Source organism: Methylomagnum ishizawai, from assembly GCF_900155475.1.
GTDB classification, from domain to species: Bacteria; Pseudomonadota; Gammaproteobacteria; order Methylococcales; family Methylococcaceae; genus Methylomagnum; species Methylomagnum ishizawai_A.
Genome location: NZ_FXAM01000001.1, coordinates 878,380 through 892,630, shown reverse-complemented (window position 1 = coordinate 892,630; position 14,251 = coordinate 878,380). Strand labels below are relative to the sequence as shown.

The following is a 14,251-nucleotide window of genomic DNA, read 5'->3' as shown; positions in this document are numbered from 1 at the left end:
CATCCCTCCTCCGACCATCCGCGACACACTTCAAGGGAGCACCCATCTGAACGGACCGTTTGAAGCAGAGGGCCGGCCCAGCAAAAGACTGTTCACCACCGGCTATTCCCTCAACATCAGGTTGGCCGCTTGCGTGGCGGCGGGCTTGGTGCTGTTGACCATCGAACAGCACGGCGCTTGGCAAGGACTCAGGCTCCCGTTCGCGACCTTGATCTATCCCTTGCAGCAGGCCGTCAATTCCCCCGTACACCTGGTCCGCAAAGCCATCGACACGCTTTCCAGCTATACCGACCTCGCCGCCGAGAACCAACGGCTGCGCGACGAGCAATTGGTCCTCAAAACCAAGCTGCTGAAATTCGCCGCGCTGGAACAGGAGAACATCCGGCTGCGGGGCTTGCTCGATACTTCGTTCAAGGTGGGCGAGCAAGTCCTGATCGCCGAACTCCTGTCGATCAACCTCGTGCCCTACGAACATGTGGTGGTGGTCAACAAGGGCAGCCGCTTCGGCGTGCATCCGCAGCAAGCGGTATTCGACGGCAATGGCGTGGTGGGACAAGTCCTCAGGGTCACGCCGCAGACCGCCGAGGTCATGCTCATCACCGACCCCAGCCACGCCATCCCGGTCCAGATCAACCGCAACGGCCTGAGGACCATCGCGCTCGGCACCGGCCAGATCGACCGGCTGGCCCTCCCTTACCTCCCCAGCAACGCCGATGTGCAGGTCGGCGATTTGCTGGTGACTTCGGGCATGGGCGGGGTGTTCCCGCAGGGCTATCCGGTGGCCAAGGTCACGGCCATCTCCCCACAGAAAAGCCCCTTCGCCAAGATCAGCGCCGTGCCGGTGGCGCAGTTGGACCGCAACCGGGAATTGCTCCTGGTATGGAGCGATTCCCAGCCCATCCCGAGGATTCCCGAGGCCGTGCCCAATCCGGCCCCGCGCAGCCCGACCGCCGATGCCCGACCTTAACGTCCGCACCTACATGGTGATGGGAGCCAGCCTGGTGCTGGCGATGATGTTGCGCATCCTGCCCCTGCCGCACGAGTGGTTCATCTTCAACCCGGATTGGATCGCGTTGTGCCTGATTTACTGGACCATGGCCTTGCCGGAACGGGTGGGCGTGGGCACGGCCTGGCTGACCGGGCTGTTCGCCGATGTACTGACCGGGCGGATGCTGGGCCAGCACGCCGTGGCCTATTCGGTGATCGCCTATCTGAGCCTACGCTTCTACCGGCGGCTGCGGCTGTATCCGCTACCCCAGCAATGCCTGTGGGTGCTGGGATTCCTGTTGGCCGGGCAGGTGTTGGTCTATTGGACCCAGCACATCAAGAACGCCGAAAGCATGACCCGCGCCTATTGGCTGCCGCCCCTGGCCGGGGCCGTGGTCTGGCCCTGGGTGCGGATCGCGCTCCGGCATCTGCGGCGGCGCTACAAGATCGCCTGAAGCGCGGGCGGATGTTTGGATAAACCCCCTCCGCCGCCGCCCCCAACCTATCGCCCAGCTTCCCATGGACCGCGAATTCATCTTCAAGGACAACTTCCGGGAAAACCGGATGTTCCTGAACCGTATCGTCGCCAGCGTCATCGGCATGTTGGCGCTGACCCTGGCCTTGGTGGCGCGTTTGATCTATCTGCAAGTGGTCGGCCACGAGCTATACACCAACCTCTCGCACGACAACCAGGTCAAGATCGCCCCGCTGGCCCCCTCCCGCGGCCTGATCTTCGACCGCAACGGCGAGGTGCTGGCCGACAACATCGCCACCTACAGCCTGGAGATCGTCCCCGAGCAGGTGCCGGACCTCAAGGCCACCCTGGCCGAACTCAAGGCGCTCATCAATATCGGCGACGAGGAGATCGCCCGCTTCCAAACCCAGCGCGGCCAGCGCAAGAGCTTCGAAAGCGTGCCCCTGCGACTCGAACTCAGCGAGGAAGATATCGCCCGTTTCGCGGTGAAGATGCCGTATTTCCCCGGCGTGGAAATCCGTACCCGGCTGTTGCGGGCCTATCCCTACGCCGATTTGACGGCCCATGCCGTGGGCTATGTGGGCCGCATCAACGAGGCCGAATTGCAGGTGCTGGACCCGGCCCAATACCGCGGCACCTACCATATCGGCAAGACCGGGGTGGAAAAGAGCTACGAGGCCATCCTGCACGGCAAGACCGGCTACGAGGAATACGAGACCAATGTCCAGGGCCGCGCCATCCAGGTCCTGGGCACCACCGATCCCTTGACCGGGGCCGATCTTTATCTTTCGCTGGACATCCGCCTGCAAAAAACCGCCCTCGACGCCCTGGGCGAATATTCGGGAGCGGTGGTCGCCATCGAACCCGCCACCGGCAAAGTGCTAGCGATGGCGAGCAAGCCCAGCTTCGACCCCAACCCCTTCATCCACGGCATCGGCAAGGAACTCTACGACAGCCTGCAAAACGACAAGGAACGACCCTTGTACGACCGGGTTTTGCGCGGCGTCTATCCGCCCGGCTCGACCGTGAAGCCGTTCGTGGCCCTGGCCGGGATGGAATACCTGGATTTGAATCCCGGCAAGAAAAGCTATTGCCCCGGCTATTACAAACTGCCGAATTCCGACCACAAATACCGCGATTGGCGCAAGGGCGGGCACGGGCCGGTGGACCTGCGGTTGGCCCTGGTCCAATCCTGCGACGTGTATTTCTACGAACTCGCCAACCATATCGGCATCGACCATTTGCAAGAATATATGAGCCGTTTCGGCTTCGGCAGGCATACCGGCATCGACCTGGAAGGCGAGAAATCCGGCCTGTTCCCTTCCCGCGAATGGAAGAAGAAAAAGCGCAAGACCCAGCAATGGTTCCCCGGCGAAACCCTGATCGCCGGCATCGGCCAGGGCTATGTGCAGGTCACGCCCTTGCAACTGGCCCGCGCCGTGGCGATGCTCGCCAACCAGGGCCACAGCGTGGAACCGCGACTGGTGGACAGCATCAAAGCCGGCTACGCGGTGGACAACCCCTATCCCCGCAACCACGAAGAAACCGTGGGCCAGATCGACCACAAGCGCTGGCAGGCCATCGCCGACGCCATGATCGACGTGGTGCATAGCCAGCGGGGCACGGCCAAGGGCATCGCGCCCGGCCTCCGCTACCACATGGCCGGCAAGACCGGCACCGCCCAGGTCTTCACCGTGGGCCAGGGCCAGGACTACAAAAAGATGAACATCACTAAAGAAATGCGCGACCATGCCTGGTTCGTGGCCTTCGCCCCGGCGGAGAACCCGCGCATCGCCGTCGCCGTGATCGCCGAGCATGGCGGCCATGGCGGCTCGGTGGCCGCGCCCATCGCCCGCGCGGTCATGGATCAATACCTCAACGAACGGCCATGAACGATATCCTTCCCGAGTTGCGCCTAGGCCCGGCCCGGCGCGGTGCCTCGCCGCTCAGCCGGCTCCATATCGACCTGCCCTTGATGGGCGGCCTCGGGATGCTGGCGGCGCTGGCGATGGTGATCCTGTATTCCTCGTCCGGGCAAAGCCTGGAGGTGCTGCTGCGGCAGGCGGCGCGGCTGGCACTGGCCACCGGCATCATGCTGGCCGTCGCCCAAATCCATCCGCGCCATTTGAAATTCCACAGCCCGGCCTTGTACCTGGTGGGCGTGACGCTGCTGGCCCTGGTGTTGCTGATGGGCAAGATCAGCATGGGGGCGCAGCGCTGGCTGGATTTGGGCGTGGTCCGGTTCCAGCCCTCGGAGCTGACCAAGCTCTCGACCCCGATGATGATCGCCTGGTACCTATCGAACCAAGCCCCGCCGCCCAACTTCAAGCACCTCCTGGCGGCGGGTTTCCTGATCCTGCTGCCCACCCTCATGATCGCCAAGCAACCGGACCTCGGCACCGCCGTCCTGGTGGGGACGGGCGGGGCCGCCGTGGTGTTCCTGGCCGGCTTGCCCTGGATTTATCTCCTGGGGCTGGCCGCCCTGGGCGGGAGCCTCCTGCCCGTGGTCTGGCATTTCATGCACGGCTACCAGCGCGACCGGGTATTGACCTTCCTCAACCCGGAGGCCGACCCCCTGGGCCGCGGCTACCATATCATCCAATCCAAGATCGCTATCGGCTCGGGCGGGGTTTATGGCAAGGGCTGGCTGCACGGCACCCAGGCCCATTTGGAATTCCTGCCGGAGCGCTCCACCGACTTCATCTTCGCCGTGTTCGCCGAGGAATTCGGGCTATTGGGCTGTGCGGGGTTGCTGGCGATCTATCTGTTCATCCTCGGGCGCTGCCTGTATATCGTGATGCAGGCCCCGGACCGCTATAGCCGCTATCTGGCGGGGGCTTTGACGCTCACTTTCTTCGTCTATGTGTTCGTGAACATCGGCATGGTGATCGGCATCCTGCCGGTGGTGGGCGTGCCGCTGCCCTTGGTGAGCTATGGCGGTACCTCGATGGTGACCTTGCTGGCGGGCTTCGGGATGCTGATGTCGATCCAGACCCACCAGCGGCGCAACGGGGGCTGAAGCCAGGACAGGCGCGCTCACCCCTCCCGCCCGAACTCCACCATCCCCCGGATCAACTGCGCCAGCGACCGCGCCTCCATCTTGTGCATGAGGTTCTCGCGGTGCTTCTCGATGGTCCGCTCGCTGAGCCCGAATTCCAGGGCGATGGCCTTGCTCGGCTCGCCCCGCACCATGCGGTCCAGCACCTCGCGCTCGCGCTGGGTGAGCAGGGCCAACCGCTGCCGGAACGCGGCGCATTCCACGGCCCGCGCCCGCCGCTCCCGGTCCTGGCGCAGGGCGTCCTGGATGCGGTCCAACATTTGCTGGTGGGTCACCGGCTTCTCCAGGAAATCGAACGCGCCCGCCTTCATGGCCTGCACCGCCATCCACACCTCGGCGTGGCCGGTGATGACGATGACCGGCAAGCACAAGCCCAACTCCCGCAGGCGCTCCAACAAGCGCAAGCCGCCCATCCCCGGCATCCGCACATCCAGCAGCAAACACCCCGGCCTATCGTCCCGGTAGGCCGCCAGGAAATCCTCCGCCGACACAAACGCCTCGACCGGCAAGCCCACCGATTCGATCAACCATTTGAACGACTGCCGCATGTCCTGGTCGTCGTCCACCACGAACACCGTGGAATCCTTCATGCCCCGCTCCTTCCGTCGCCCGTCGGCAAGACCAGTTTGAACACCGCCCCCGCGTCCGGGACCGAGTCCGCCACGATATGCCCGCCATGCGCCTCGGCGATGGTGCGGCAGATCGACAGGCCCAGGCCGATGCCCTTGGCCTTGGTGCTGACGAAAGGCTCGAACATCGTCCCGGCCAAACCATCGGAAAACCCCGGCCCGGTATCGGCCACGGCGATTTCGATTTCCGTGGGCGACACCGGCCCGGCGCTCACCGCGAGCCGGCGGCGTTCGGGCGGGATGGCTTCCATCGCCTCCATGGCGTTGAGCATCAGGTTCAACAACACCTGCTGCAAATGCACCCGCTGGCCCCAGACCGGCGGCAAGGCGGCGGGAAGATGCCGGACCACGGCGATCTTGCGCCGGGCCAACTCCTGGCGGGCCACGGCCAGGGCGGCATCGACCACGGCTTCGACCGCCACCCAGTCCCGGCCCGTCTCGCGCCGCCGGACCAAGTCGCGGATACCATGCACCACCTCGGCGGCGCGTTGTGACAGGCGCAAGGTCTCGTCGATGGCCTCGGCCAGGCGGGGATGGTCCTCGAACACGGCGCGGAACCGGAGCTTGGCCCCGCCCAGGTAATTGGCGATGGCCCCCAGCGGTTGGTTGAGTTCATGGGCCATGGTCGCGGCCAATTCGCCCGCCACGGTGAGGCGATGCACATGCAGCAATTCAAGCCGCTGTTGTTGCAGGCGGTCCTCCAAAGCCTTGCGCTCGCTGATATCACGCAGGATGCCGGTGAAATGGAGGCCGCCGCCATCGAACCCGCCGACGGCGATTTCCACCGGGAACACCGAGCCATTTTTGCGCAAGCCCGACAATTCGCGCCCGCAAGACAGGCTACGGTTGGGACTGGATATCCGGGTCTTGGCGAGCAGAGCATCGTGCGCCTCCCGCAAGGGCTGGGGCATGAGTTGGTTGACGTTGCGCCCGAGCAATTCATCGACCGTGTAGCCGAACATCTGGGCGGCGGCGGGATTGCACAGTTCGATCACGCCCTGGTCGTCGATGGTGACGATGCCTTCCACGGCGGTGTCGAGGATGGCCCGCAACCGGGCTTCGTTGCGCCTGAGCTTTTCCTCCAACAGCCGCCGCCCGGCGGCCTCGGCCTCCAGATGGGCGACGGCTTCGCGGTGGCAGGCGATTTCGCGCTCCAACCGGGCGTTGATCCGTGCCAACTCGGCAGGGCTGGGCAGGTACAAAGCCCGGCGCAGCACCGGCCACAGCAAGATGGCGGTACACACCGACACCGCCGCCGTCACCGCCTTCAAGATGCCCTGCACGGCGTAATCGGGATGCCACAGCACCCAGATATCGAAGAAATGGGTGGTGCCGCAAGCCAGGATGAAACTGGCGAACAGGATGAACATCCAACGGTAGACCAGATCGGTGCGCCGCCGCACGAAGAAGGCCAGCCCGAACGGGATCGAGTAATAGGCCAAGCCGGTCAGGGCGTCGGAAATCACATGCAGTTCGATCAAGCCCCGGCTCCAGATCAAGCAATTGCCATGGGGCAGGAAATCCCCGCGGAAGAACCAGGATAGGAGGGTTTGGAACATGGTGCGCTCTCCGTTCAGGGAAACCCAGGCAATGTGCCGACAGGACAACCTCCATCATAGACCCGGTGGATCGTGCCGTTCCCGGCAGCGGCGCGGTATGAAACCACGCGGCTCCACCGAATTGCCCCCGCCGCCTAGCCTCTAGTATGCTTCCCGGTTTACATCCCCCGACCGAATCCCGACGTATGGACGACACCTACCAGCCCTCCGAGATCGAAGAAGCCACCCAACGCCGTTGGGAAGCGCAAGGCGTGTTCCGCGCCGTGGAAGACCCGAGCAAAGAAAAATACTACTGCCTGTCGATGTTCCCCTATCCCAGCGGGCGGCTGCACATGGGCCACGTCAGGAACTACACCATCGGCGACGTGATGTCCCGCTACCAACGGATGCGCGGTAAGAACGTGCTGCAACCGATGGGCTGGGACGCCTTCGGCCTGCCCGCCGAGAACGCCGCTATGGCGAAAGGCGTGCCGCCGGGCGATTGGACCTTGGACAACATCGCCTACATGAAAGACCAGCTCAAACGCTTGGGCTTCGGCTACGACTGGGACCGCGAGGTCGCCACCTGCAAGCCGGAGTATTACCGCTGGGAGCAATGGTTCTTCCTGCGCCTGCTGGAAAAGGGCTTGGTCTATAAGAAAACCTCGCCGGTCAACTGGTGCCCGCACGACGCCACCGTGCTGGCCAACGAGCAGGTCATCGAAGGCTGCTGCTGGCGCTGCGACACGCCGGTGGTACGCAAGGAAATCTCGCAGTGGTTCATGAAGATCACCGCCTACGCCGACGAGTTGTTGACCGAACTGGACGGCATGACCGGCTGGCCGGAGCAAGTCCGCACCATGCAGGCCAATTGGATCGGCAAGAGCTACGGCGTGCGCTTCGCCTTCCCCTACACCCTGGACGGCAAAGAAGAAAAGCTGTGGGTCTACACCACCCGCGCCGACACGATCATGGGCGTGACCTTCTGCGCCGTGGCCCCGGAACATCCGCTGGCGACCCATGCCGCGCAAAGCAATCCCGAACTCGCCGCCTTCATCCAGGAATGCGCCCAGAGCGGCACCGCCGAGGCCGACATGGCGACCATGGAAAAGAAAGGCATGGCGACCGGCATTGCCGTCACCCATCCCATCACGGGCGAGCAAGTGCCGGTCTGGGTTGGTAACTACGTCCTGATGGGCTACGGCGAAGGCGCGGTGATGGCGGTCCCGGCCCACGACGAGCGCGATTTCCATTTCGCCCATAAGTACGGCCTGCCGATCCGGCAGGTCATCGGCCACAAGGACGGCTGCGCGGAATTCAACGTCGAGGCTTGGCAAGATTGGTACGGCGATAAATCCGTGGCTGTTTGTGTCAACTCCGGCCCCTACGATGGCCTCGCCTACAACGCCGCCGTGGACGCCATCGCCGCCGACCTCAAGGCCAAAGGCTTGGGCGAAAAGCAAGTGAACTTCCGCCTGCGCGACTGGGGCGTTTCCCGCCAGCGCTATTGGGGCTGCCCGGTGCCGGTCATCTATTGCGACGACTGCGGCACGGTGCCGGTCCCGGACGACCAACTGCCGGTGGAATTGCCCAAGGGCGTGGAGATCACCGGCATCGGCTCGCCCCTGGCCCGGTTGGAATCCTTCGTCCACGTCGATTGCCCCAAGTGCGGCAAACCGGCCCGGCGCGAAACCGACACCTTCGACACCTTCATGGAATCCTCCTGGTATTTCGCCCGCTACGCCTGCGCCGACAACGGCGAGGCCATGCTCGACGAGCGGGCCAATTACTGGCTGCCGGTGGACCAATACATCGGCGGCATCGAGCACGCCATCCTGCATCTTCTGTACTCGCGCTTCTACCACAAGCTGCTGCGCGATGCCGGGCTGGTGCAGTGCGGCGAACCGTTCGCCAACCTGTTGACCCAAGGCATGGTGGTAGCCCCGACCTTCTATCGCGAGGACCACGGCAAGAAAGCCTATGTCGGCCCCACCGAGGTCGATGTCAGCACCGACGAGAAGGGCCGCATCACCGGGGCCACGCTGAAAGCCGATGGCGCGCCCGTACTGGTCGGCGGCACCGAGAAGATGTCGAAGTCCAAGAACAACGGCGTCGATCCCGAGCATCTGGTCAGCCGCTACGGCGCGGACACCGTGCGCCTCTTTACCATGTTCGCCGCTCCGCCCGAACAATCGCTGGAATGGTCGGATTCGGGTGTCGAGGGTGCATACCGCTTCCTGCGGCGTTTGTGGCGGCAGGTCGCCCTGCATGTCAACGAAGGCCCGGTCCCGGCTTTGGACCAAACCACGCTGGACGAAGGCCAAAAAACCCTGCGCCGCCAAGTCCACGAAACCCTGCGCAAAGTCACCGACGACATGGGGCGGCGTTTCACTTTCAACACCGCCATCGCGGCCAATATGGAACTCCTGAACGCGCTATCCAAGTTCGAGGACGCCAGCGCCCAAGGCCGCGCCCTGCGCCAGGAAGCCCTGGAACTGGTCGCGCTGATGCTCTCGCCCATCGTGCCGCATATCGCCGAGCATCTGTGGGCCGAACTCGGCCATGCTGACACCATCGCCACCGCGCCCTGGCCGCAATGGGATGATTCCGCCCTGGTCCAGGACAGCCTCGAATACGTGGTCCAGGTCAACGGCAAGCTGCGCGGTAAGATCACCGTGGCGGTGGACGCCCCGAACGAGGCCATCCAAGCCGCCGCCCTGGCCGATGCCAACGTCCAGCGCTTCATCGAGGGCAAGCCGCCCAAGAAGGTCGTGGTGGTGCCCAAGAAACTGGTCAACATCGTGGTATAAGCCCATGGCCCGACGGCTCCGCCTCGCCGCTCCGCTCTCCGCCGCCCTGGCGCTGGCCGCTTGCGGCTGGCACCTGCGCGGCGAAATGCCGGGCACCAAGCTCGAAAACACGCTCTACCTCTCCGGCATCACCAACAAGAACCCGTTCTATGGCGACTTCAACCAGACGCTGAACAACCTCGGCGGCGTGTTGGCCCCGACGCCGGGACTCGCCAGCGCGGTCGTCCACATCACCTCGGCCGCCCACACCCGCCGCCCCATCACCCTGAGCCAGCAAGGCCGCGCCAACACCTTCGACCTGACCTACCGGGTCGTCTACGATGTCCGCAGCCCCAAGGGTGAAATCCTGATCCCGCAACAGGAACTCGAAATCCGCCGCGACTACTTCAACGACCAGACCACGCCGCTGGGCCAAGGCTACGAAGAAGACATGTACCGCCAGGAAATGCAGAAGGAGGCCGCCCGGACCCTGCTGCGGCAGGTGTCCTACACCCTCCGGCAGCAGCGCAAAACGGCGAACCCGACGTGAAACTCTATCCCGAGCAGTTGGAGGAACACCTCAAGCGCAAGCTGCTGCCGATCTACCTCCTGAGCGGCGACGAACCCCTGCAACTGACCGAGGCCGCCGACGCCCTGCGCCACGCCGCCAAGGCCCAGGGCTATCCCAGCCGGGAATTGTTCTACGCCGACGCCGGTTTCGATTGGGCCTTGCTGCGGGAAGCCACCGACGCCTTCTCGCTGTTCGGCGAGCGGCGCTTGCTCGACCTCCGCATCCCCGCCAAACCGGACAAGAACGCCACCGCCGCCCTGTTGCATTACGCCGAGCGCCCACCGGAAGACGCCATCCTGGTCATCAGCACCGCCAAGCTGGCCACCGCCGACCAGAAGGCCAAGTGGTACCAGGCCATCGACAAAATCGGCGCGGTGCTGCCGGTCTGGCCCTTGGAAGGCGAGAAACTCCTGCGCTGGATCGACCGCCGCCTCAGCACGCGGGGGCTGTTGACCGACCAATCGGGCCTGCGCCTCATCGCCGCCCGCACCGAGGGCAACCTGCTCGCCGCCGCCCAGGAAATCGAGAAGCTGCATATCCTGCATGGCCGGGGCAAGCTGAGCGACGAGCAGATCGTCCAGGCGGTGGCGAACAGCGCCCGCTACGATGTGTTCGACCTGGCCGAGGAAGTCCTGCGCGGACAGGCCGGGAAAGCCTACCGGGTGCTGATGGGACTCAAGGCCGAAGGCGTGGCCCCCGCCGTGGCGCTGTGGGCGCTGGGCCGGGATATCCGGCTGGTCGCGGCCCTGCTGCGGGAAATCGCGGGCGGGACCTCCCAAGACTCGGCCTACGCCAAGCTCAAGGTCTGGGACAACCGCAAGGAAACCCTGGGGCTGGCCCTGCGGCGACTGGACCGGGGCACGGTGCATCGCGCCCTGTTGCTGGCCGCAGAGGCGGATCGGGTCATCAAGGGCGCGGGCGTGGGGGAGGCTTGGGATGCGTTGTTGGCGGTGTGTTTGTGTGTGGCGGCACCGCCTGGGAAAGCGGTTTTGGATCGGCTCCATTCATAATCCGGCATAGGAGTTAATTCCATGGGGCACATATTCATCGCGGGCAGTCATCGGGCTTCGTATCGCGACTTTGGAAACCAATGGATGGTCCGTTCCAGAGGAAAACCTATGACGCCTCGTCAAGCGCGGCGAATCAAACTGCCCCGGATTTCCAGCACAACGACATCCGTATACCCTTGAATCCATTGAGCAATAATCCCACCCTCCAGCCATGACCGAATCCATCCAAACCTATCTCGAAACCATCGGCCACAACGCCCGCGCCGCCGCCCGCCAGATCAGCCGGGCCGAGACCGCCGCCAAGAACCAAGCCTTGCTCGCCATCGCCGCCACCTTGGAAGCCGAAGCCGCCTTCCTCATCGCCGAGAACCAAAAAGACCTGGAAGCGGGCCGCCAGAGCGGCCTCGACAGCGCCATGCTCGACCGCCTCGACATCAACGCGAAGCGCGTGAAGACCATGGCCGACGGCCTCCGCGAAATCGCCGCCCTGCCCGACCCGGTGGGCGAAATCACCGGGCTGACCTATCGGCCTTCCGGCATCCAGGTCGGCAAGATGCGGGTGCCCTTGGGCGTCATCGGCATCATCTACGAATCGCGCCCCAACGTCACCGCCGACGCCGCCGCGCTCTGCCTCAAGTCCGGCAACGCCTGCATCCTCCGGGGCGGCTCCGAGGCCATCCATTCCAACAAGGCTATCGCCGCCTGCATCCGCCAAGGGCTGGAAACCGCCGGGCTTCCCGCCGACGCCGTGCAATTGATCGAAACCACCGACCGCGCCGCCGTGGGCGCGATGCTGCGGCTGGAACACGCCATCGACGTGATCGTGCCGCGTGGCGGCAAGGGCTTGATCCAGCGCATCATGGAAGAATCCCGCATCCCGATCCTCAAACACCTGGACGGCATCTGCCACGTCTACATCGACGACCGCTGCGACCCCGACAAGGCCATCCGCATCACGCTGAACGCCAAAACCCAGCGCTACGGCGTCTGCAACGCCCTGGAAACCTTGCTCATCGCCGAAGGCGTCGCGCCCACGCTGCTGCCGGCACTGGCGGCGCAACTGCGCGGGAAAGGCGTGGAACTGCGCGGCTGTCCGCGCACCCGCGAACTGGTGGAACACTGCGTTCCCGCGACCGAGGAGGATTGGGATACCGAATACCTCGCGCCCATCCTCTCGATCCGGGTGGTGGCGGACCTGGACCAAGCCATGGACCATATCGCCCGCCATAGCTCCAAGCACACCGAAGCCATCGTCACCGAGGACTATGGCCGCGCCCGCCGCTTCCTGCGGGAAGTGGATTCGAGTTCGGTGATGGTGAACGCCTCGACCCGTTTCGCCGACGGTTTCGAGTACGGCCTGGGCGCGGAGATCGGCATTTCCACCGACAAGCTGCACGCCCGCGGGCCGGTGGGCCTGGAAGGACTGACCACGCTGAAATTCGTGGTGCTGGGCGACGGCCACGTCCGGGCCTGAACCGCGCTCAATGGAACAGGTAGCGGATACCGGTCTCGGCCTTCCAGCCCATCCGCTCGTCGCGTCCGATGCCGAACAGATGGTCGCCGCCCCGCATCCAGAATTCCACCCCCGGCGCAACCACCTTGCCGACCTCGCCCTCCAGGAACAGGCTGGCCTGGTCGCCTTGCTCGTGGTTGAGCGCGACGCCGGGGGTCAACAGCAGCCAATAGCCGCCGGGAAAGTTATACAGCCCGCCCCACTGGAACAGGGATTCGCTGATCGGCGGTTTGTCCCGGCCATCGCCGAAGGAGCCGGTGTATTTATACATGGTCCATACCAGCAGCCGCCGATTGGGCCAATAGGTCAGGACCGTGCTGGGAACGATCTGGTTCCACCCGGCCCCCAACACCTCATGGCTGGCGGTGTCGAACCACAGGTCCACACCGTTGATCCAGGCCATGGATTCGCCGAAGGTGAGCTTGCCCCGCCCGCCCACGGCTATGTCGCCGATACCGGCTTGAGTCTTGGTGGTTGCGTCGCCACCGAAGGCCACCGGCAGTTGCAGCCCGAACGCCATGTTGTCGTTGGGCGCGTAATCGCCATGGAAATACAACTGGTTCAGATACTCCCCGGCGGGCAGGTCCAGGTATTCGTAGCGAAGTTCGAGTCGGCTGATCATTTCCTGGGGATCGGAGCCTTTGACCCGCCAATCCTCCGGGGATTCGTCGGCTATCGCACATGGCGGCGGCCCCGACAATCCCAGCAGCGTGGCGATACAGCCCATATGGATGAGTTTCATGGAATTCCCGCCCCTATTAATCATCGCGAATGAATTAGACATGAAACTATAGATTAACAAGGCCCATGCGGAAACGTGCCACCCCGGCGCAGCCCTCCACACCTCCCGGCCCATGCAAACTCCCCCATGATCGGCATCTACGGCGGCACTTTCGACCCCATCCATTACGGCCACCTCCGCACCGCACTGGAGGCCAAGGAAATCCTGGGCTTGGACCAGCTCCGCCTGGTGCCCTGCCAAATCCCGCCGCACCGGGCCACGCCGGGCGCGACCCCGGCGCAGCGCCTCGCCCTGCTGGAAGCCGCGCTCGCCGACGCCGAACCCGGCTTCCGCATCGATACCCGCGAACTGGAACGGCCCGGTCCCTCGTACATGGTCGATACCCTGGAATCGATCCGGGCCGAAATCGGCGACACCGAACCCTTGTGCCTGATCGCCGGGCTGGACGCTTTTCTCCAACTGCACCGCTGGCACCGCTGGCGGGATTTGCCCGGCCTCGCCCATATCGCGGTGCTGCGGCGGCCCGGTGCCGCCCCCGATTTCCCCGCCGAACTGCGGACCTGGTTGGATCGCCGCCTTGCATCCGACCCAGGGGCGCTACGGACCAGGGCTTGCGGCAAAATCCATTTCATCGAGGTCTCGCAGTTGGAGATTTCGGCGACCCGCATCCGCGCCGCCCTCGCCCAAGGACTGAGCGCCCGTTACTTGCTGCCCGACGCGGTGCTGCGCTCGATCCAGACCCTGGGACTCTACCGGCCCCCCGCCGCTTAAACCGGGCGGGCGGCCCCCGCTCCCGTGGGTTCCAAGCCCCCGGCGGCGCTTGTGCAATTCCACCACCCCGCCGCGCCCGCACCTCCCCCTGCGGCAGCGAACCGCTGATTCCATTGGGTTTTTTATTCCAGGATGGACGGCACGCTTCCTGCTTCCATCGATCCGCAC

The 14,251-nt window shown here is 64.6% G+C and carries 12 protein-coding genes; 9 read left to right on the top strand and 3 right to left on the bottom strand.

The features are described 5' to 3' along the window. Positions 1–121 precede the first annotated feature (121 nt). The 4 genes from mreC (at position 122) to rodA (ending at position 4,481) form a co-directional block, all read left to right on the top strand. The gene (gene mreC, locus B9N93_RS04030) at positions 122–967 is read left to right on the top strand and encodes a rod shape-determining protein MreC (protein WP_439897113.1); all 846 of its coding nucleotides are present in this window, start codon (positions 122–124) and stop codon (positions 965–967) included. Continuing rightward, a complete protein-coding gene (gene mreD / locus B9N93_RS04025; RefSeq protein WP_085211111.1) occupies positions 954–1,442 on the top strand; it encodes a rod shape-determining protein MreD in 489 nt (162 codons plus the stop codon). Before mreC ends, mreD begins: the two co-directional genes overlap by 14 nt. A 64-nt stretch (positions 1,443–1,506) precedes the next feature. Beyond that, a complete protein-coding gene (gene mrdA / locus B9N93_RS04020) occupies positions 1,507–3,354 on the top strand; it encodes a penicillin-binding protein 2 (RefSeq protein ID WP_085211109.1) in 1,848 nt (615 codons plus the stop codon). Continuing rightward, positions 3,351–4,481 (top strand): rod shape-determining protein RodA, encoded by a 1,131-nt coding sequence (rodA, locus tag B9N93_RS04015; protein WP_085211107.1) that lies wholly within the window; start codon positions 3,351–3,353, stop codon positions 4,479–4,481. The genes mrdA and rodA overlap by 4 nt, the downstream gene beginning before the upstream one ends. A 17-nt stretch (positions 4,482–4,498) precedes the next feature. Here the strand turns inward: rodA and B9N93_RS04010 are convergent, their stop codons facing one another. Together B9N93_RS04010 and B9N93_RS04005 are read right to left on the bottom strand one after the other, a co-directional pair. Continuing rightward, positions 4,499–5,110, bottom strand: coding sequence for a response regulator transcription factor (locus B9N93_RS04010; RefSeq protein ID WP_085211105.1), 612 nt, complete (start codon positions 5,108–5,110; stop codon positions 4,499–4,501). Then, positions 5,107–6,708, bottom strand: a complete 1,602-nt coding sequence (locus B9N93_RS04005) for a two-component system sensor histidine kinase NtrB (RefSeq protein ID WP_085211103.1) — start codon at positions 6,706–6,708, stop codon at positions 5,107–5,109. The genes B9N93_RS04010 and B9N93_RS04005 overlap by 4 nt, the downstream gene beginning before the upstream one ends. 185 nt (positions 6,709–6,893) lie before the next feature. Here B9N93_RS04005 and leuS point away from each other — a divergent pair, with 185 nt between their 5' ends. From leuS to B9N93_RS03985, 4 genes are all read left to right on the top strand, one after another. Continuing rightward, complete coding sequence (leuS, locus tag B9N93_RS04000; protein ID WP_085211101.1) at positions 6,894–9,497, top strand: leucine--tRNA ligase; 2,604 nt, start codon at positions 6,894–6,896, stop codon at positions 9,495–9,497. 4 nt (positions 9,498–9,501) lie between these two features. Further along, entirely contained in the window at positions 9,502–10,026 is a 525-nt protein-coding gene (locus B9N93_RS03995) for an LPS-assembly lipoprotein LptE (protein WP_176225114.1), read from the top strand. Beyond that, positions 10,023–11,057, top strand: coding sequence for a DNA polymerase III subunit delta (holA, locus tag B9N93_RS03990; protein WP_085211097.1), 1,035 nt, complete (start codon positions 10,023–10,025; stop codon positions 11,055–11,057). The genes B9N93_RS03995 and holA overlap by 4 nt, the downstream gene beginning before the upstream one ends. A gap of 211 nt (positions 11,058–11,268) precedes the next feature. Then, positions 11,269–12,531: a glutamate-5-semialdehyde dehydrogenase gene (locus B9N93_RS03985; protein WP_085211095.1), complete on the top strand. Its 1,263-nt coding sequence runs from the start codon at positions 11,269–11,271 to the stop codon at positions 12,529–12,531. Between the two features lie 7 nt (positions 12,532–12,538). Here B9N93_RS03985 and B9N93_RS03980 read toward each other — a convergent pair whose 3' ends face one another. Further along, complete coding sequence (locus B9N93_RS03980) at positions 12,539–13,312, bottom strand: hypothetical protein (RefSeq protein ID WP_085211093.1); 774 nt, start codon at positions 13,310–13,312, stop codon at positions 12,539–12,541. Between the two features lie 126 nt (positions 13,313–13,438). On the opposite strand from B9N93_RS03980, the gene nadD reads away from it, so the two are divergent. Then, on the top strand, positions 13,439–14,083 hold the full coding sequence (gene nadD / locus B9N93_RS03975; protein ID WP_085211091.1) for a nicotinate-nucleotide adenylyltransferase: 645 nt from the start codon (positions 13,439–13,441) through the stop codon (positions 14,081–14,083). The last annotated feature ends 168 nt before the right edge of the window (positions 14,084–14,251 follow it).